We start from the raw sequence: 19739 nt of genomic DNA, 5'->3' as shown, positions 1-19739 counted from the left end.
CCACCTGAAGGACGGACCGGCACTCACATATGGAGTGCCACCATGAGACTCGAGTTTATTGCGCTTGGCAACCTTGCCGTCAGCAAAGCCAACATGCGCTACGCGCGCAAGGCCCCCGACGTGTCGGACATCTTGCCGACCGTCAGGGCGCGCGGCGTCCTGCAGCCCGTTCTCGTCCGGCCGGGCTGTGAAGCCGGCCATTACGAGATCGTCGCCGGATGCCGCCGGTTTCATGCCGCACAGCTGGTCGCAGCCGAAAGGCTCGCGGCCTGCGCGGCGGCCGGAGAGCCGGAGCACGAGGCGACGCTGCTGCCCTGTGCGATTTTGGACGATGCCGACGATGCGAGCGCGGTCGAGGCCTCGCTGATCGAGAACATCGCCCGGCTAGATCCCGATGAAGTCTCGCGCTGGACCTGCTTCACGCGGCTGGTGAGCAAAGGGCGCAGCATTGCGGAGATCGGCCAGACCTTCGGCCTCCCCGATCTGGCGGTGAAGCGCATTCTCGCACTCGGCAATCTCCTCCCGCGTATTCGGGAGATGTACCGCGCCGGGGAAATCGACGCAGCGACCGTGCGTCACCTCACGTTGGCTTCGAAGGCGCAGCAGAAGACATGGCTTGCCATCGCCGACGATCCCGATGCCTTTGCTCCTCGCGGATTCCAGCTGAAAGCATTTCTCTTCGGGGGGCAATCAGTGCCCACTGGCCATGCGCTGTTCGATGTCGAAGCCAGCGGGCTTTCCACCATCGCTGACCTGTTCGGGGACGATGCCTATTTCGTTGATACGGGAGCATTCTGGGACCTCCAGAACGCCGCCATCGAAGAAAGGCGGCTGGCCTACCTCGAGGCTGGCTGGGCAGATGCTGTCGTGCTTCCTCCCGAAAGTCACTTCCATTCGTGGGAGCATGAGAAGACCGCAAAGCGCAGGGGCGGGCGGGTCTACCTCGACGTGCGCGCCAATGGCGAAGTCGTCATTCATGAGGGGTATCTCTCGCGCAAGGAGGCCGTGCGGCTTGCCAAGGCCAGCTTGGAAAATGGTGGCGCCGGGAATGACGAAGGCGCGGCTGGCAAGGCGGCGCGTCCCGAACTGACTTCGATCACCCAGACTTATATCGACCTGCACCGCCACGCCGCCGTGCGCGCCGAACTGCTGGGCCGTCCGGGCCTTGCCCTCCGCCTCATGGTAGCCCATGCCATCGCCGGATCGCCGCTTTGGCGGATCGTCTCTGAACCGCAGGCAGTGAAAAGCGACGCGGTCAGGGAAAGCGTCGAGACCTCGCGGGCAGAAGCGGTGTTCGATACCGCGCGCCGCAGCGTGCTCGCCTTGCTGAACCTGCCCGACGACGAGCCGACTGTTATTGGCGGGGGTGTGACCGGTGGAACCTGCTACGGCATGCGCGGATCGCCGCGGCATTTGTGCCGCCTGTTTGCACGGCTCATCGAGCTTCCCGACGAGATGGTCATGGAAATCCTGACCGTGGTGATGGGCGAGAGCCTTGCGGCGGGAAGTGCGGCAGTGGAAACGGTCGGCATGGAGATGACTGTCCCGATGGCGGGTTGGTGGCAGGCGGATGCGGCCTTCCTCGATACACTGCGCGACCGTGAAGTCCTGCTCGCGATGGTGGGAGAAGTTGCGGGCGAGGTAGTTGCGAGCGCGAACGGCAGGGAGAAGGGCAAGACCCTGAAAGGCATCATCCGCGACCACCTTGCAGGCACAGACGGGCGCGTGAAGCGCGAAGGCTGGGTGCCGCGCTGGATGGCGTTTCCGCCCTCTCAATACACCGAGCGGGGCGGTGTCGGCACGGTGGACGCGCATCGCCGGGCGTTCGAGGTGTCCGCCCCGGATCCTGGCGAGGACGAATTTCATTCGGGCGAGCACGGCTCCGGCATTGCCGATAGCAATGAGCGTGACGGGGAGAGGGAGGGCGATGGCTCCCGGCTAGCTGCCTGACGAAATGGGCCGGAGGCGGACCGTTCCGCCTCCGGCGGATCTTGTTGCGGCCATAAAAAATTTCGGCGGCGAGGCCGCGCCCTGGCAGGCGCGGCCTCGCCGCTGATAGCAAAGGTTCATTGCCGTCGAGCCCCGCCGATGGCACCCATGGAAAGCAATGACCGAAGTTAAAACAAGCGCACTTCAAGCCATCGAAAAACTGGTTTCGCGTCTCGCTCCGGAGCCTGTCTGCGATGATTGCATCGCCCAGACGCTGGATCTGTCGCCGCCAGGTCATGTGGAACAGGTGGCCCGCGAACTGGTCGGAGCCAATCGCTTCGAGCGCAGTAAAGGCGCGTGCAGCCTCTGCGGCGAAACGCGCCTCGTCACCCGCCGGCACTGACGCAACGCAACAGGCGCTAGGTCAGGGCAGCGATGCGAAAAGCGGATCGCCCCGTCAGGCCAACAGTTGATCGAAAGCCTGTTTTGCCGGAGCCGCAGCGTGGCTAGCGGCGCGGATGCGATCGGGCGCCTCGTTTTGCCCGGATCGCAACAACCCTTAAGGGGGACCGCCCCAATGCCCCCCGGGGCGGTCTTTCCCGTAATGGCAGCGCTCGCCGGTCTGGCGTATCAGGCCGTTTGAAAACGCATTGATGGCGGTTTTTCGCCCGGGTTCGATCCATGCTGGATGGTGCAAAGCCTGCGAGTTCCCTGCCACAGTTCGGCGGCACGCCCGGCCCTCACATCGCTCGCCTTCCGGTGGGCGGTTACCGGCGCTTCGGCGGCGTCTTCGGCATCGAAGTCGAGACGCAAGGCGGCCGCATTCCCGTCACCGGGGAACTTCAAGGTATAGATGTCCACTTCAGGCTCCTCCAGCCCCTTGCGTCGTGTTTCCCGACTTGGTCGCGCCCGCGCCGAATAGCATTGTTCTGTGGCAACTTCGCGATACCCAATTCGGGTGAGGCTGGCGGGTTCTGCTTCGCATCCTGCGTTGTTCCAACCTGGCGCTGCATTGCCGTCGCTTGTCGCGGTCCACGATGCGGCGTCATGACGCCCCAGGCCGCGGGCGCCCGCTTCACCTCTGCCGAATGAACCTGCCCGGCGTTGCGGATGGATGCCCGACCGAAACCGCAGGGACTGGCTATCAGTCGGCCGGATCCCGATCTGACTGCTCCGCAGGCCCCGTCGTCCTAGCCCGTTTCGCGTGCCCTGAAGATGGGCAGCGCGCGGGAAGCGTAATTCGCGTCCGCCACGAGGCTGAGCGACAGGTGCTGTGTCCTGGTGCTATCCCGCGGGCGCAATCACCCGCCGCCGACCTCGACTCTGCCCGAACGAATGCGGTAGGTCTGTGCCTCGCCTAGCGTTGCGCGGGTTGGGGGGTAATCGATCGACGCGAAAACGCCGGCTGCAAGCCGGCCGAAGCTGACTGGCCGTGCGCAAGAGATTTATCCGATTGCCGGCATTCTTTTGTGCTCCCGAGCCCGGGCGTCCGCACCCATTTCCGGATCCGAAAGGCAATGACCTGGAAGCGGTCGCGGTCCCGTCGAAACCATCGCCCGGCAACTTATTTCCCCGACCGCAGGGCGGTCTCCTCGCGGCCGCTTCGCTCGCAAATAAGCTGCCGGCTCCGGTCCTTCGCATTCGCTTCGCCCCAAGGGTTCGCGGACCCTGGCGAGCCGTTCCTGCCGGTCTGCCATCGTCCGGGAAATAGGTCCGGGACGACCCAGTCAGGAGACGAACAATGCCAGCAATCGGATATGTCACGCGCGATGGTCACAGCTTCAAGGGCCAGCTTCGCACCCTCTCGATCCGCGCCGAGATCGAGATCACCCCCAACCCGCGCAAGACCAGCGACGCACAGCCCGACTACCGGGTTTCCTCGGGCGGGGTCGAGGTCGGCGCCGGGTGGCTGCGCCGCAGCGAGAGCTCAGGCAACGACTACGTTTCGCTAAGCCTGGCGGCACCGGAATTCGGTCCCCGCCGGCTCTACGCCAATCTCGGGCGAGCCGCAGGCCGGGACGACGAGGACACCTTCGCGATCATCTGGAATCCGGCCGACTGATAACCAGTCCCCGCGCCGATCCGGCGCGGGGATTTCTTCTTTTCGGGCCCAACACAAGTGTTGTTCTCGCCCCGAACTCGTCTAGAATCAGGTGATTATGAAGACAGATCTAGGCCATCTCCCGGAAGCAAAGCGCGCAGACCTGAAGCGTGTGGTGGAGATCGTCTTCCATGAATTCGAGGACGTTCTGGCCTTGGCAACCCAGGGCTGGAAGAAGCAGGGTCGGATCACGAAAGTGATCCTCTACGGTTCGTACGCGCGAGGCGATTGGGTCGCAGATCCAGTCGGCCGGTATTATTCCGATTACGACATTCTCGTCGTGGTCAGCGACGAGCGCCTTGCCGATGAAGCCGAGTATTGGGGCAAGACCAAGGACCACCTCAATCGCGCATACGACATTACCAAAGTGATCTCCGCACCTGTCGGGCTCACCATCCATTCGATGGCGGACGCTAACTTCCAGCTTGCGCGCGGACGGCCGTTCTTCGTCGACATCGTGCGCGAGGGCATCGTGCTGTACGAACTGGAAGCCCAGCAGTTCGAAATGCCCAAGCCCCTTGATACAGGTCTTGCCCATATCGAGGCGCAGAACCATTTTAAAAAGTGGTTTGGAAGTGCCGCCAACTACCTGAAGATGGGGAGGTTTGCCGTCTCGGATGGTATGCAAAATGAAGCTGCATTCATTCTGCATCAGGCGACGGAAAACTTTTACCACGCAGTGCTGCTGGTGCTTAAACTCTACAGTCCTAAGTCGCATAACCTGAAGTTTCTGCGCGGCCGCGCCGAAGACATTGCCCGCGATCTCATCCCAGTCTGGCCGCGTGATACAAAGTTCGGTAACCGCTGCTGGGAACTGCTCTATCAAGCCTACGTGAAAGGCCGATACTCCGAGCACTACGTCATACGCGACGTCGAACTCGAGTGGTTGGTCGAGCGCATCGAACTGCTCGAAACCGAGGTCAGGTCGATCTGTGAGAAGCACCTGGGCAAAGCGCTGGACTGAAAAGAGTGGTCTCCTGCGTAGGGTATTCATCGGTGGCTGGAGTCTCCCACCGAACGCTCTGACGCGAGGTGATTATGAAGACTGATCTTGGCCACTTACCCGGACAGAAGCGAAGCGACCTCGACCGGATAGTCCAGATCATCTTCTCGGAATTCGAGGACCTCATCGCGCGCGCAACACAGCCCTGGAAAAGGCGGGGCCGGATCCTGAGTGTCATTCTCTATGGTGCTTATGCGGGTGCCGACTGGGATGCCCGCCCGATGGCCGGTCATGCATGGGATTATGATATCCTGGTCATTGTCAATCACGAGCGGCTAGCCGACGAAGTCGATCAATGGAGCAAGGCGAAGGACGCACTCGCGCGTGAGTATTCGATTGCCACGCGCCTATCGGCGCACCCAAACCTGATCGTTCACTCGCTGGAAGACTTCAACCGGCAACTCGGACACGGACGCCCGTTTTTTGTCGACGTATTGCGCAGGGGAATTGCCCTCTACCAATGCGGCTCGATGCAGTTCCCAACGCCCCGAAAGATCGGTCGCGATGAACTTCGCCTGCAAACCCAGCAGCTTTATCGTCAGTGGTTCGACAGTGCCAAGATCTTCCTCGATATGGCGGATTTCGCCCTGTCGCGGAGAGCGAACAACCATGCGGCGTTCCAGCTTCATCAGGCTGCCGAGCAATCCTATCAGGCTATCCTGGCGGTCAAGACGCTTCACTGCCCGCTGTCGCACCACCTCAAATTCCTGCGCGGTCGTGCCGAGAATGTTGCGCGCGATCTGATCCCGATCTGGCCTCGCGAGGACCAATTTGCGAAGCGCTGCTTCGAGCTCCTGCACTTGGCCTACATCAAAGGCCGATATTCTCCCCACTACGCGATCAACGATGCCGAACTGGATTGGACTTTCGATCGGGTGCAGGCACTTCAAGCAGCAGTTCAAGCCATCGCGGAAAAGCGATTGTCTGAATTCTGATTTGGTTCCTAGCTTCCTTCCTGCGACTGCCGGTGTGCCGGATTGTTACACGACCCCGCGTCGCGCGCGCCACCGGGTTGACGCAGAAGGCCATCTGGAAAACCATTCTCCCGTAATAGGGGGCATGCATGCCAAAGGGCAGGGTAGCGACATTCAATGCGCGAAAAGGCTACGGTTTCATCACGCCAGACGATGGCGGCGCCGATTTCTTCGTCCATTTGTCGGCGGTCGAGGCGTCGGGATTGACGACACTGACGGCCGGCCAGCGCATTTACTATGAAGTCCTGGTCGCGCGAAACGGAAAGGTGTCCGCGATCAATCTGGTGGAGGACTGAGCGCCGCTGAGCACTCGGGAGTCGAATTTGCCTATAGCCGTTTTCGACTCTGCCTGACCGGCGGATTGTCCTTCATTTGAGTGTCCCTGACGGGCGGCCCGGTGTCGCCCGATGCATGGAAGGGACACCATGGAAAAATCTGACGAGATCGATCGGGCGCAGCGCGCAAAGCGCGGCTCCCCGTTCCTCAACACGCCCCAAGCTGCCAACTATCTCGGAATATCCATCCGCCTTCTGCTCAGGCTCAGGCGGTGCGGCGGCGGCCCGATCTACCGCCGACATTGCCGGTTCATCCAGTACCACATCGACGATCTAGATGCCTGGAGCGAAGCCAACTCCGGCCGGGCATTCCGCCGGTGAGCGGGCTGGTGACCCCTCGCAGCGAGGCAGCGCTGAAGCCGCTGGGAACGCAGGAACGCGCCGAGAAGCGCCGCTTCCGGAGGCGCCTGATCTTAGCCGTGCTGGCCGGCTTCTGGGTAGGAGCTCTCGGCGGATCGGCGTCGTTGCCACCGGCACCGCTATTGGTCTGGAATGCCAGCCCAAGTGCCCCAATGGGGCTCTATTGGGTAAATCGCAAACGGGATGTCCAGCTTGGGGAGACGGTCATTGCGCGCATGCCTTATGCCTGGCGGGAATTTGCCGCAACCCGTCGCTATCTGCCCAGCAACGTTCCCTTGGTAAAGCGTGTCGCCGCTTCGAAGGGCCACGAAGTCTGCGCGGTGGGGCGCCTGATTTTCATCGATGGGGCGCCGACTGTCGAGCGCCGGCTGCGCGACGGACAGGGTCGTCCGATGCCTTGGTGGGAAGGATGTTGGCGGCTGCGTCACGGTCAGTATTTCCTGCTGATGAAGGATAGTCCGGACTCCTTCGACGGTCGGTATTTCGGCATCACGGGCAGCGCGGACATCATCGGACCGGCGAGGCGGATATGGGCGCGCTAAAAGGTCTGATCGCCCTCGCAGCGATCGTTGCGGCAAGTCCGGCCTGCCCCGCAAGCGCCGCGGGCGCCGAGGAAATCGTGCGCTGGGCTCCCCACATCGCCGAGGCGTCCACCCGGTTCGGCGTGCCATCCAGCTGGATCGCGCAGGTCATGCGTGCCGAAAGCCGGGGGCGCACACAGCTGGGAGGCCGTCCGATCCGCAGCGTCAAAGGCGCTATGGGACTGATGCAGCTGATGCCCAGGACCTGGGCGGAGATGCGGGCCCGTCTCGGGCTCGGAAACGATCCCGACGACCCACGCGACAATATTCTGGCAGGCACGTTCTACCTGCGACTACTATACGATCGCTTCGGTTATCCCGGGTTGTTTGCGGCTTACAATGCGGGACCCTCCCGGTACGAAAAGTACCTTGCAGGCGTGCAGTCGCTTCCCGCAGAGACGCGCAGCTATCTTGCGCAAATAGCGGCGGGGGTAAACGGCGCCGCGATCGATCCGAGCCCCCGGATCGACGCTCCCGCCCGGCATACGATGTTCATCGCCATTGGCAGAGGTGGTTCGGACGGCAGGGTGACAGCGGACGACACCGGGCCGGACGTCGATCCGATGTTTGCGGTCCGCGCAGTGCCCTGATCGCTACGTGATGGAAGGCCGCTGGTCTTGTCGGACAGAGCTTGTCTGCAAATCATGCGCGAGGCCGAGAGGTCAACACCTCTCTCGGATTTACCAGCGTGACGGTCTGTGCGACGGCTGTAAAGGCCGGCGGCCCCTCCAATTTTGCTGCAGAGAATGAGCGCGCTTCGCGCGCGAGTTTGTTTGTTTTCCTGCAACAAAATCGGTTCCTCCGCCGCCGCTTCGCGGCGCACCGGCAAGCCGGTGCGGCCCTGACAGCCGCCGCGCCAACCGTCGTCCGGGGAGGGTCCTCGAACGGCGGGGATGCTTAGGCGAAGGAGACTATCATGGTTGCTTACGTGAACATCTCGGCTGCGGCGGATCAGGTCATGGCGAAGCTGGTGGCAGGGCTCGAAATCGAGTTCGGGCGCGGTGCGGCAGGCGCATTAGCGGCGCGGTTTCTCGGAGCGGAGGAGAGCGATTTTGTATGGGATGCGCGGGTGTGCGAGCGTTGGTTAGGCGCTTGGGAATACGGCGAGGAGGAGGATGGCGAGCTCGATCGGGTGGCCGTGCTGGGGCGGCTCGATGGGCGCTGGTTCGCAGCGGTGAGCATTGTGGATGGCGGGGGGCGAGCGCAGGGGCTCGTTGCGCGGCGCAATTGCGCAAGCGAGGGTGAAGCGCACGCGGCCTACGCATCCTTGCGATGAGGGCAGCGCGAGAAGTTGCAGCCGGGACGTGGGTGATCCGGTACCAGCGTCCCGGCCATTGTCTGCGTTCAGGGCGGCGTTCCCTGTACCGGAGTCAGAAGGCGGCCCAAGTGCGGGGATATGGGCTTGATGGCGGGTAAGTGGCGGAGGTCGGCGGTACAACAAGATAGAAGGCGTGTCTCGCGACACGCTTAACTCTCTGTCTACACATCATTTTATCACGAGACGGTCGTATTGCCGGCGAGACTGCCGCGAGACGGTAGCTGGAGGAGGCCTTTCATGGACTTCGACGATGATTTCGAGCCGCGCCTGGGTCGACAAGGTAACGCCGGTAGCAAGAAGGCGGGAAAGCAGGCTATGCGGTATGCGAGCCGCGTGGCGATCGCCGCCGGACTGATCGGGGGCGCCAAGGGAGGCCGCAAATTCATTGGCAGCCGGATCGGGCGAGGAGCCGCTGTCGGCAGGGCCCTGTCAAGCCGGGACGGACTTGCCGGATACAGGGCCCGGCGTGTGGTCGTAAAGACAAGGCTGGTCAAAGTGCGCAGCGGTAGCGCGCGGGCACTGAAGGCCCACCTGCGCTACATTCAGCGCGACGGGGTCACGAAGGAGGGCGCGCGCGGCGAACTATACGGCCCGGAAAACGATCGCGCCGACGGCAGCGAATTTCTGGAACGCTCGAAAGACGATCGCCACCAGTTCCGCTTCATCGTCTCGGCCGAAGACGGCGACCAGTACGGCGACCTCAAGCCGTTCGTTCGCCGGTTGATGAGCCAGGTGGAAAAGGACCTTGGAACTAAGCTCGAGTGGGTCGCGGTAGATCACCATAATACGGGCCATCCGCACACGCATATCGTGCTGCGCGGCATGGATGATAAGGGCAAGGACCTGGTCATCGCGCGCGACTACATTTCGCACGGTCTTCGCGAGCGCGCGGTCGAACTGATGTCGCTCGATCTCGGGCCGCGAACTACGCATGAAATCGAGGCGCGGCTGCGCCAGGAAATGGAGCACGAACGCTTCACCGGTCTCGATCGGCGTCTTGTGGGCCGGATGGATCTCGAGCGATGCGTTTCCCCCCACGACCGCGGCCCGCTTTTCCAGGCACTGGAGACCGGGCGCCTTCAGGCATTAAAGCGAATGGATCTGGCCGAGGACCTCGGCGATGGCCGCTGGCGACTGGCCGGTGGGATGGAAGATACGCTGCGCGCAATGGGAGAGCGCGGCGACATCATCCGCCTGATGCAGCGCGAGGTCACGCGCGCAAAGCTCGAGCGCAGCGAGCAGCGCATCTATTCGCCCGAAGCCGGGCCCATTGTGGGAAGAGTGATCTGCCGAGGGCTGGCGGATGAACACCGAGATCGCCACTATCTGCTTGTCGACGGTATCGACGGGCGCTCGCACTTTGTCGACATCGGCACGGCGAATGCGGTCGAGCAGTTGCCGCGACAGGCGATCGTTCGCGTGATGCCGCGATTTGCCGAAGTGCGCGATATCGATCGGACCGTGCTGGAGGTCTCGCGGGCGAATGACGGGCGATACTCGCCTGCCTTGCACCAACGCCAGGATCGCAGCGCAAGTCCTGCATTCGCAGAAACGCATGTACGCAGGCTTGAAGCGATGCGGCGAGCGGGGCTCGACGTCAGCCGCGAACTGGATGGATCATGGCGCATTTCGCCCGACCACCTGGAGGTTGCCGAGCGCTTCGAAGGGCGGGATGTGCGGGGGCGGCCCGTCGCTATCGAAGTGCTGGGCGCTGGCGACATCGGGAGAATGGCGGGAACAGAAGGGGCGACCTGGCTTGATCGAGAACTCGCAGCGCCATCCGGTCTGACGCTCAGGGACGCGGGGTTTGGGCGCGAGGTCCGCGCGGGGCTGGATCAGCGCCGGCAATGGCTGGTCGAGCAGGATCTGGCCGACGTTTCGCCAACCAGTGTTCGGCTAAGGCAGAACACGCTCGCCCTGCTGCAGAGACGCGAACTGCTCCGCATTGCGGCGCGCCTTACCGATGAACTTGGCAAGGAGTTCTCGGAAGCAAAGTCGGGAGACCGCATCCAGGGCAAACTAAGCCGGCGGATCGAAGGCGTGTCCGGTCGCTTCGCGCTCATCGAGCGGAGTCACGAATTCACCTTGGTCCCCTGGCGGGCCGTCCTCGAAAAGCATCTTGGGCAGCAGGCGGGCGGGATCATGCGCGAAGCCGGCATCAACTGGCAGTTCGGCCGGGGCCGGCCGGGACCGGAGATTTCATGATCTGCGGGGAAGTGGATTTCCGATAGCGGAAACGACCGGGGCGGCCATCCAGCATTGGATGACCGCCCCGACTGTGTTTCAGACCAACAACCGAGCGTCGGTATGCATTGGACTTCAGGCCTGCGTGTCTGCAGTGCTCGGCTCTGCCGATACAGCGGGTGCGGTCGCTGCCGGTGCGTCCGTAGGCTTCTCGACGCCAGGAACCTTGATCCCCAGCTTCTTCTTCGGTGCCGTCGACTTTGCCTTGTTTGCGGTCGTAGCCTTGGTCTTGGCTGAGGCCGGCTTTTCCCCGGCGGGCTTTGCCGTCTTGGCAGCCTTCGCCTCCGCAGGCTCGCTTGCCGCTGGGACCTTCACTGCAGGTTCGATAGCCGCGATTGCTGCAGTGGCTGCTGCAAGAGTGCCTGCCGCCTTCTTGACGGCCTTGGCGGGTGTCTTGGCAGAGGCTGCTGCCTTCGACGGGGTGGCGTTCTTGGCGGCGGCTTTCGGCGCAGCGCTGGCGGGCGGGCGTGCCATACGGCGAGCAGGCTTGCTTTCAGCCTTTGCCGGGACAGCCGTCTTGCTCTTCGTCTCGGCTGCCTTCTCAGCGTCGGGCTTTACATCCTGCGCGACGGCAAGGTTGGGGGCTGGTTTGGCAGCGGGCTTCGCTGCGGCCTTGGTGGGCTTCGAGGTCGTGGCCTTGGCAGCAGAAGCCGCTACCACAGGAGCAGCTGCGGGCGCCGCCTTGCCGGCCGTCTTGCTTGCCGCCCTCGCAGCGGTCTTGGCAACCGGCGCAGTCTTCGGTGATGCCGCCTTTTTGGCGGCGGGCTTCCCAGCTTTTGCCGCTGCCGGCGCAGGGGTTTCCGGGGCCTTGGATGTGGCTGGAGCCTTGCTTGCTGCAGCACTGCTACCGCCAAGCCCCGATGCCTTTGCAAAGGCACGGCGCTGTTCTGAATAGCTTGGCGAAACCATCGGGTAGTTGGCCGGAAGGTGGTACCGTGCGCGGTACTCTTCCGGAGTAAGGCCGTTGTTGGCCAGATGCCGCTTCAGTGCCCGGTAGGGTTTGCCGTCGATCAGGCTGATGATATGATCGCGCGAGGCGAGGCTTTCCTCGATCGATACCGCCGGCTTGTATTCCGGCGTCTCAACCGCCGTGGCGGTGGTCTTTCCGGCCAGCGCTGCGCGCGTGGTCTCGATCAGACCAGCCAGATCTTCGCTGGCAACAGCGTTTTTGGAGACGAAGGCGCTCAGCAGTTCGACTGTGAGGCGGGCGAGCTCAGACTGCTCGTTCTCGGGCATGGAAGGTCCCTCTTATGGGCTTTTGTGAGGGGCGCCTTTGTCTTCCCATTCTTTCGTCAAGTAAAGCGGTTTATAGTGGTCGTTCTGAACCATTTTTCTCGTCGCTAGACGGCATTGTCTGGGTAGTTTCGCGTGGTCAAACGATCGCGCGCTTCCTCAAGCTGTCCTTCATGGTCTCGATTTCAGATGAGACGCTGGAACCGCGATAGGCGAGCGAGGTCTCGTGCCGGACAAAACTCCCTTCACGGGCCGCACTGAGCCAGTTGAAGGAGCCCACGCAATAGACGTTGTTGTCCGCCATTACGATCTTGCTGTGCACGTCCTTCACCTCGATGACTGTAGCACCGGCTCCTTCGAGGTATTGCTTGGCACTGGCAAAGCTGGCCAGAGCGCCCTTGTCCTGTTTGCCGCGCCATTCGTTCAAGGCGCGATCGGTGTAGACCGTGACCGCAATCCCTGAGTTTGCCGCAGCTTCGATGAGGGGGACAATTCTTGCGCCCTGCAGACCGCGGTCGGTCAGCCAGGGCGTGACGATGTGAATGTCCTTGCGGCATTCTTCGAGAACATCGCGGAGGAAGCCATCGTGCGCATCGAGATCGGTGAGGTGGACTAGCCCGGCCTCGCGCGAAAGATCGGGGCGTGCAGGCGCATCGAAGTATAGGCGATTACCGTCATGGGCGAGAAGCCGGTGCCTCAGGCGGCCGCGCGGGCTGCCCGGTGTCGCTGATGAGAAGCAGTCCATGTCGCCGAACACCAGGAAGCTGTTCATGGCCCGCGATACCGCGACATTGAGCATGCTGGCCTTGCCATCGATGAAATTACCATCGGCATGCTTGGAGTATGTGGGCGAAAACAGGATTACCGGCCGTTGGCCGCCCTGAAAGGTATTGATCGTGCCGATCGTGATGTCGGCACCCGCCAGGCTTTCCTGGCGTCCCAGCGCCGATGTGATCGCCCGGGCCTGTCCCGCAAACGGCGTTACGATGCCGACGATCTCGCCCAGACGCTTGCCGGGGTATGACGCCAGCAGTTCCGCATGACGCTCGGCCAGCCAGCGGGCAATCGTTTCGGCCTCTAGGGCATTGCGCCGACTGCCGCCGGGAATGGTATCGCAGCGCCCGTCGATATGGAGATATCCCATCGCGGGTAGGCCGTCGTTTGCGCGCGCTTCTGATTTCAGGCCGCGCTTTGGCTGCAGTTTTCCGCGGTAGCAGAGGTCGTTGCAGTAGCCGATGATCTCGTCGAAACACCGTCGATGCTCATAGAGCATCAACCCTCGTTCGAGGTCTTCATCCTGGTGGTAGCGGGACGTGTGCTGGGCGATCCGCATGACGCTGCCGGAAGAGGAGGCGCGCCCGGTCTCGAGGAACGCTGCAACATCCGCGCCATTGTCATCGGCGCCGATGAGCCCGACCTGGCGCAGGTTGCCAACGTCGATCCGGCTCGGCACGCTCCAGATCGGTTCAATCTGTGCGGTGTCGCCAATGATGAGAGCGCGTTTGGCCAGGGCAAACGATGCTCCGGCAATTTCGGGGGTGACCTGGCCCGCCTCATCCACGATCAGCAGATCGATCTGACCGTAGAGGTAGTCCGGCAAGAAATCGCCGTCGTGGAAACGGCTCGCGCAGAGCAGCCGTGGCAGCATGTAGAATGTGGAGACGGCGCAGGGCGTCAGTTTCATGCGGCGCGCCCACCGCGCGGTCATGGGGATCCTGCCGGTCTTCTTCTGCTTGGCCGGGATATCCGGATCGGCTGCCATGTCGAGCAGCCAGCGACCTTCCCAGTAATGCGTCGTGGTCAGGAAGATCGGGAAGCGGAGCAAGCGGTCCGCTGCCTCGTCGGCATCGGCGAGCGTCATGCTCGCCGCTGTTTCCGCAGTGACGGAGAGAACGGACAGCGCCTCGGCCCAGCTCCCGAGCGCGGAGGACTCCTGCGAGACCAAGGCATCGGCGTGGCTGAGCGATGCAAGGCTGTCGCTCACTGCAGATTGCGCCTCAGTGACATGCTTCCTCACCGATGCCGTGATCTCGCTCAAATGTTCCCATTCCGGCAGTGGGCCAGGCCAGGTTGATCCCAGAGCCGCTCTGGCTCCGGCGAGCCTGCGTTTTGCGATCGCGGGAAGCCAGCCAAGCAGGGCAAGGAGCATGGACTCGGATGCCTGATGCTGATCCCACAGGCTCGAGAGGGCTTCGACCCTGTGCAACTCGCTTTCCGCGCCTTCGAGAGCGCTGGCGCGGTCGGCGCGCGTTTGCCGGGGGTCGGGTCCCAGTTCCGCATGCAGCGTGGCTCGCTTCTCGACGAGATCTTGCCAAGCCTGCTCGATCCTACTCAGCATGCCGGCCTGCTCGACCAGGCGCTGGTGCAGTGCCGCCACCGCGGCGCCGACAGTCATGTGTTCGAGGTGAGGGAATGCCTTCGCTGCCGCGTCGAGGTAGGAAAGGCGGCACTGCTCGACCTGATCGCCTTCCTCCAGGCGGTCGAAGAAGGCTGCGGTCTGATAGCTCCTAGCGGCCTCTGCCTCGCGCAGCTTGGAGGGGAAGTAACTTCCGAAGCTGCGGAGCGCCGGCAGCCACCGGCCGGCGAAGGGCCCTTTGCCCCTTGCATAGTCGGCGCCGAAAGCATCGAGGATGTTGGTCACAGCCTGATTGTTGGTCGAGGTTGCGACGATCAGCGGCGCATCGCCCTGTTCGAGCGCGGCTTTTGCCCAGAGCGTGGCGATGACCGAGAGCAACATCGTAGTCTTGCCTGTGCCGGGCGGGCCGTTGACGGCGAGAACTTCACCGTCCTGCGATACCGTTAGATGGGCGAGCGCGTCACGCTGCGCCGGCGCCAATGCATAGGTATCGCTGGAGTGTCCGAGCCGGTCGGCAAAGCGCGCGTTTTCCGGAAGGCATGGCTCGGTCTGCTGGTCCTTCTGCCCGGCAAAAGTGGCAAGAAGCGGCCCGTGCGCACCGTCGCGCTCGATCTGGTCATAGAGCGCCAGGACATTGGCCGATATGCTGCCGTGTCCGTTCGACTCCTGGACATATCCGTGCGGGAGCAGCTCGAAGCGCGGATCCTCCTCCAGCGCTGACGCCACGGTTTCCATCAGCGCTTCGCAATGCGCGGCATAGTCCTGCCATTCGCAATCGTCGGAGAGCGGGTTCGTCGTGATGAACGTGTCGAGCGCGTCGACCGTGCTGACCGTAAAGGCCATGCGATGCAGCGGTTCGAGAATGTCTCGCGGGACCACGCTGCTGACGGGGCGAATGAGCCGGCCGTCGCGGGTGACGGTCATGCGCGTTGCGATCGGCGTCACTACTTCGGGAAGGCTGCCGCGCTTCTGGCCCCGTTCGGTACGCGAAGCAAAGGCGAACGGGCGCAGAATAGTGGCGCGCGTGTCGTCGGGGCCGCCATCGCGTGAAAACAGGGCTGCAGCGAGCTCATGAGGCAGGCGGCCGGCATTGAGGCTGTCGTGATCGACGGTTCGAAACTTGTTCAGATCATCCAGACGGAAGGTGCCGCGGCCCAGTTCTCCATCCGCCAGCGAGTTGCGCCAGTACTTCGTAACCTTCTCAGTATCGCTCGTCATGATGTGCCGCATGCCTTTGGAGGGCGGCATTGTCATGATTAAAATCGAGTAATCAATCGCCCGTCCAACGAATCGTCCGATGTGGTTTGAGTTTGGCCGTCTTCATCGCTCGTTTAGTCGGTAACAGGAGCGCGAAAGTCTTGCTCTCCAATTTGAAATGCATCCGATAGACATCTCGGTGCACCAGACGGGGTCTGTGAACCGGCGCCCTTTTTCGAGAGTCTTCGCCGAGCGCCCGAGGATGCGTCCCGGGGCGGGCGGAGACCTTCATGACACCGACCAAACTCCTCATCGGACAGATGGCGATCGTGTTTGCGATCGTCCTCGCCGGTGTCTGGCTGGCAACGCAGTGGGCGGCGGCCGAGCTTGCCTACCAGCCTGAACTGGGTGACCCGTGGTGCGAAGTCGCGGGCCTTCGCGTTTACGCGCCCTGGGCGATCTTCGTCTGGTGGTTCGAATTTGACGCCTATGCGCCGATCGTCTTCGACAAGGCCGGTGGTATCGCGGCGTCCAGCGGCCTCGTCGGCTGCGGCGCGGCAATCGCCGGTTCAGTCTGGCGCGCGCGTCAGCGCAGCAATGTAACCACATATGGCTCTGCCCGTTGGGCAACGCGTCAGGATGTTCGCAAAGCCGGCCTCCTGGCGGAGCAGGGCGTATTCCTCGGCCGGTTCGGAGACGACTACCTGCGCCATGACGGGCCCGAGCATATCATGGCATTCGCGCCGACACGTTCGGGCAAGGGCGTGGGCCTGGTCGTTCCGACGCTGCTGGGCTGGTCCGGCTCTGCGGTCATTCACGACATCAAGGGCGAGAACTGGCAACTCACGGCCGGTTGGCGCGCGCGCTTCTCGCATTGCCTGCTTTTCAACCCGACCGATGCGCGGTCGGCGCGCTACAATCCGCTCCTCGAAGTGCGGCGTGGCGTTCATGAAGTCCGCGACGTCCAGAATATCGCCGACATCCTTGTCGATCCCGAAGGCGCGCTTGAGCGGCGCAGCCATTGGGAAAAGACCAGCCATTCGCTGCTGGTCGGCGCGATCCTGCACATCCTCTATGCCGAAGAAGAAAAGACGCTCGCCCGGGTCGCGACGTTTCTGTCCGATCCGGCGCGCAGCTTTGCCAACACGCTCCATGCCATGATGTCGACGAACCACCTCGGCACGATGGAAGCACCGCTGGTTCATCCGGTCGTGGCTTCGGCAGCGCGCGAAGTCCTCAACAAGTCCGTCAACGAGCGATCGGGCGTACTCTCCACGGCCATGTCGTTCCTCGGCCTCTACCGGGACCCCACCGTCTCCGCCGTAACGTCTGCATCGGACTGGCGGATCGCTGATCTGGTTGACGGAAAACACCCGGCATCGCTTTACCTGGTCGTGCCGCCCTCAGACATCAGCCGCACAAAGCCGCTGATCCGCCTGATCCTCAATCAGATCGGTCGGCGCCTCACCGAGGAACTGCGTTTCGAGGACGGCACCGGGCATGCGGGTGCAAGTCGCCACCGTTTGCTGATGATGCTCGACGAGTTTCCCGCGCTCGGCCGGCTCGACTTCTTCGAGACCAGCCTCGCATTCCTCGCCGGCTACGGTGTTCGTGCTTTCCTCATCGCCCAAAGCCTCAACCAGATCGAGAAGGCGTACGGCGAGCACAACTCGATCCTCGACAATTGCCACGTGCGTGTGGCGTTTGCTACCAACGACGAGCGGACCGCCAAGCGGCTCTCCGATGCTCTGGGCACGGCGACCGAGCAGCGCGCCATGCGCAACTATGCAGGGCACCGCCTTGCGCCCTGGCTGTCGCACGTCATGGTCAGCCGGCAGGAAACAGCCCGCGCCTTGCTGACGCCGGGCGAAGTCATGCAGCTCAATCCCGGCGAAGAACTGGTGCTCGCATCCGGTGCACCGCCGATCAGGGCGACGAAGCTGCGCTATTTCGAAGAACCGGTCTTTGCCGAGCGAGCAATCGAGCCGCCGAAGCTCAGCACAAAGGGCTACGCCGATGCGCCGGCTGCCCGCAAGAACGACTGGTCCGGTCAGGTTCGCGGAGTCGACGACAGGCTGGCGCCGCCGACCGCCGATCTTGAGGCCGAGGACGATGAGACGACGGGCAAGCCGGTTGCTACGGGCGGAATGGATCAGGCGCCCGCCGTCGAGGCCGACGTCCAGGGCGACGTCCCCGCACAGGAGCCTCAAGTTGCCACCGATCCGCTCGGTCTGGTTGCCGATGTCGACGATCCGGCCGCGGACAAGCGCGTCATCGACCAGGCCGCGCAGCAGCGGCTCGTGCGCGTCACATATGCCCTCGGCTCGGTGCAGCGCGCCGACCAGTTCGATCTGGAGCTCTGATCATGACGGACAAAGTTCGCTATCAGCTATTCCTGCCGCAATCGCTCAGCGCGCGCCTCCTTGAAGAGGCAAGCCGGCCCGGTGTCACCAAATCCGACATCCTCGTGCAGGCGCTGACGGTCTGGCTCGATAAGCGCGGCAAAGGCGAACTCGAGGACCGTTTTGCGCGGCGCCTCGATCGGATCGCCGAACTGCTCGACCGGCTCCTGCGCGACAGCCATATCGAGCTTGAGACGCTGGCGCTTTTCATCCGCTACGAATTGGCGATCAATCCGCCGCTTGCCGATAATGATGCCGCCGGCCGGGCTGCTGCTGCGGCGCGCTTCGAAGCCTTCCTCTCTCAGGTCGCGCGTCAGCTGGCGATCGGCAAGCGCACGCTCGACAAGGACAGCGTGCTGTGAGCGGCCATACACACGGCGCAGAAGCCGCCGCCCGCAAGCATGCAATGCTGCGCACCGCGCTGGGGCCGGCGATCGAGGCGGCACTCGGCGATCCCCGCGTCATCGAGATCATGGTCAATCCCGATGGCAAGCTCCGTGTCGATATCCTGGGCGGGGGTCGGGTCGACACTGAGATCCGCATGCCCGCCGATCAGGTCGAGCGGATTGTCCGGCTCGTGGCCAGTCACACCCGCGCCGAAGTCCATGGCGACCGGCCGATCGTCTCGGCTGAACTTCCTGCGCATGAAGGCGGCGGCGGCGAACGCTTTGAGGGTGTGCTTCCCCCGGTGGCGCATGCCCCATGCTTTGCGATCCGCAAGCCTGCTGCGCGCATTCATACGCTCGCCGACTATGTCGCCGACGGCATCATGGATGAGGGCGCCGCGAGGCTGCTGCGCGGCGCGGTCTTGGGCAGGCTCAACCTGCTGGTGGTCGGCGGAACTTCGTCCGGCAAGACCACGCTTGCCAATGCGCTCCTCGCCGAGATGGCCGAGCTCGACGAACGCGTGGTGTTGATCGAGGACACGCGTGAACTCCAGAGCCCGGTGCCCGATACCGTCGCGCTGCGCACGCGGGCGGGGCACGTGACGATCGGCGATCTCGTGCGCTCGACGCTGCGTCTGCGGCCCGATCGGATCATCGTGGGCGAAGTCCGCGGGCCCGAAGCGCTCGATATGCTCAAGGCCTGGAATACCGGCCATCCCGGCGGGATCGCCACGATCCACGCCAATGGGGCAGCGGCAGCGCTGCACCGTCTCGAGAGCCTGATCCAGGAGGCGGTCGTTACCGTCCCACACCGGCTGATCGGCGAGTCGATCAATCTCATCGTCTTCATTTCCGGACGCGGTCTTGCCCGACGCATTGCCGAGATCGCCCGCGTCGAAGGCTTCGATGCCGCCAGCGGCGAATACCGGCTCACCCAGCTTCTTGCCCCCTCACTGCCAGAAGGAGAATGACGCCATGAAGTCGTTTCAGATTAGCCGATTTCCGAAGGATACCCCGCTCGCTTTGGCGGTGCTGGTCGCTGCATCGATGTCGCTTACGACCTCTGCCTGGGCCTCGGGTTCGGGCATGCCCTGGGAACAGCCGCTCGAGCAGGTGCTGGAATCGGTACAGGGGCCCGTCGCCAAGATCGTGGCGGTCATCATCATCATCGTCACTGGCCTCACGCTGGCCTTTGGCGAGACCGCCGGCGGGTTCCGGCGGCTTATCCAGATCGTCTTCGGTCTTTCGATCGCCTTTGCCGCCTCGAGCTTCTTCCTCTCGTTCTTCAGCTTCGGCGGCGGAGCCCTGATCGCATGACCA

At 63.2% G+C, this 19739-nt stretch carries 18 protein-coding genes; 15 read left to right on the top strand and 3 right to left on the bottom strand.

Translation table 11 applies throughout. The features are described 5' to 3' along the window. Positions 1-42 precede the first annotated feature (42 nt). Positions 43-1950 (top strand): ParB/RepB/Spo0J family partition protein, encoded by a 1908-nt coding sequence (locus AC1VV3_RS23880; RefSeq protein ID WP_482963524.1) that lies wholly within the window; start codon positions 43-45, stop codon positions 1948-1950. A 157-nt stretch (positions 1951-2107) separates the two neighbouring features. Then, positions 2108-2332 (top strand): hypothetical protein, encoded by a 225-nt coding sequence (locus tag AC1VV3_RS23875; RefSeq protein WP_465127135.1) that lies wholly within the window; start codon positions 2108-2110, stop codon positions 2330-2332. A gap of 227 nt (positions 2333-2559) precedes the next feature. Here AC1VV3_RS23875 and AC1VV3_RS23870 read toward each other — a convergent pair whose 3' ends face one another. Next, positions 2560-2790: a hypothetical protein gene (locus tag AC1VV3_RS23870; protein WP_482963523.1), complete on the bottom strand. Its 231-nt coding sequence runs from the start codon at positions 2788-2790 to the stop codon at positions 2560-2562. An 880-nt stretch (positions 2791-3670) separates the two neighbouring features. Between AC1VV3_RS23870 and AC1VV3_RS23865 the strand changes: the two genes are divergently transcribed. The 9 genes from AC1VV3_RS23865 (at position 3671) to rlxS (ending at position 10806) form a co-directional block, all read left to right on the top strand. Next, positions 3671-3991 (top strand): DUF736 domain-containing protein, encoded by a 321-nt coding sequence (locus tag AC1VV3_RS23865; protein WP_482963522.1) that lies wholly within the window; start codon positions 3671-3673, stop codon positions 3989-3991. A 97-nt stretch (positions 3992-4088) separates the two neighbouring features. Then, on the top strand, positions 4089-4994 hold the full coding sequence (locus AC1VV3_RS23860; RefSeq protein ID WP_482963521.1) for a HEPN domain-containing protein: 906 nt from the start codon (positions 4089-4091) through the stop codon (positions 4992-4994). Positions 4995-5068: 74 nt separating this feature from the next. Further along, positions 5069-5968, top strand: coding sequence for a HEPN domain-containing protein (locus AC1VV3_RS23855; RefSeq protein WP_482963520.1), 900 nt, complete (start codon positions 5069-5071; stop codon positions 5966-5968). 128 nt (positions 5969-6096) lie between these two features. Then, positions 6097-6303: a cold-shock protein gene (locus AC1VV3_RS23850; RefSeq protein WP_482963519.1), complete on the top strand. Its 207-nt coding sequence runs from the start codon at positions 6097-6099 to the stop codon at positions 6301-6303. A gap of 129 nt (positions 6304-6432) precedes the next feature. Next, on the top strand, positions 6433-6663 hold the full coding sequence (locus AC1VV3_RS23845; RefSeq protein WP_482963518.1) for a DNA-binding protein: 231 nt from the start codon (positions 6433-6435) through the stop codon (positions 6661-6663). Next, positions 6660-7244 (top strand): S26 family signal peptidase, encoded by a 585-nt coding sequence (locus AC1VV3_RS23840; RefSeq protein ID WP_482963517.1) that lies wholly within the window; start codon positions 6660-6662, stop codon positions 7242-7244. Before AC1VV3_RS23845 ends, AC1VV3_RS23840 begins: the two co-directional genes overlap by 4 nt. Beyond that, positions 7232-7873 (top strand): lytic transglycosylase domain-containing protein, encoded by a 642-nt coding sequence (locus AC1VV3_RS23835; protein ID WP_482963516.1) that lies wholly within the window; start codon positions 7232-7234, stop codon positions 7871-7873. Before AC1VV3_RS23840 ends, AC1VV3_RS23835 begins: the two co-directional genes overlap by 13 nt. Before the next feature lie 326 nt (positions 7874-8199). Beyond that, the gene (locus tag AC1VV3_RS23830; RefSeq protein ID WP_482963515.1) at positions 8200-8559 is read left to right on the top strand and encodes a hypothetical protein; all 360 of its coding nucleotides are present in this window, start codon (positions 8200-8202) and stop codon (positions 8557-8559) included. 279 nt (positions 8560-8838) lie between these two features. Continuing rightward, on the top strand, positions 8839-10806 hold the full coding sequence (gene rlxS, locus AC1VV3_RS23825; RefSeq protein ID WP_482963514.1) for a relaxase/mobilization nuclease RlxS: 1968 nt from the start codon (positions 8839-8841) through the stop codon (positions 10804-10806). A gap of 114 nt (positions 10807-10920) precedes the next feature. Here the strand turns inward: rlxS and AC1VV3_RS23820 are convergent, their stop codons facing one another. Further along, positions 10921-12081, bottom strand: a complete 1161-nt coding sequence (locus AC1VV3_RS23820; protein WP_482963513.1) for a Ros/MucR family transcriptional regulator — start codon at positions 12079-12081, stop codon at positions 10921-10923. Between the two features lie 136 nt (positions 12082-12217). Next, complete coding sequence (locus AC1VV3_RS23815; RefSeq protein WP_482963512.1) at positions 12218-15652, bottom strand: AAA domain-containing protein; 3435 nt, start codon at positions 15650-15652, stop codon at positions 12218-12220. A 269-nt stretch (positions 15653-15921) separates the two neighbouring features. On the opposite strand from AC1VV3_RS23815, the gene AC1VV3_RS23810 reads away from it, so the two are divergent. The 4 genes from AC1VV3_RS23810 to AC1VV3_RS23795 all read left to right on the top strand — a co-directional run bounded on the left by AC1VV3_RS23810 (position 15922) and on the right by AC1VV3_RS23795 (position 19736). Next, positions 15922-17994: a conjugal transfer protein TraG gene (locus tag AC1VV3_RS23810; RefSeq protein ID WP_482963511.1), complete on the top strand. Its 2073-nt coding sequence runs from the start codon at positions 15922-15924 to the stop codon at positions 17992-17994. A 2-nt stretch (positions 17995-17996) separates the two neighbouring features. Beyond that, the gene (locus AC1VV3_RS23805; protein ID WP_482963510.1) at positions 17997-18395 is read left to right on the top strand and encodes a CopG family transcriptional regulator; all 399 of its coding nucleotides are present in this window, start codon (positions 17997-17999) and stop codon (positions 18393-18395) included. 44 nt (positions 18396-18439) lie between these two features. Further along, positions 18440-19390, top strand: a complete 951-nt coding sequence (gene trbB, locus AC1VV3_RS23800; RefSeq protein ID WP_465128840.1) for a P-type conjugative transfer ATPase TrbB — start codon at positions 18440-18442, stop codon at positions 19388-19390. A gap of 76 nt (positions 19391-19466) precedes the next feature. Continuing rightward, complete coding sequence (locus AC1VV3_RS23795) at positions 19467-19736, top strand: TrbC/VirB2 family type IV secretion system protein (protein WP_482963655.1); 270 nt, start codon at positions 19467-19469, stop codon at positions 19734-19736. Positions 19737-19739: the final 3 nt, after the last annotated feature.

This window comes from Novosphingobium sp. BL-S-34 (assembly GCF_056857015.1).
This window is presented reverse-complemented; position numbering and strand designations above follow the sequence as displayed.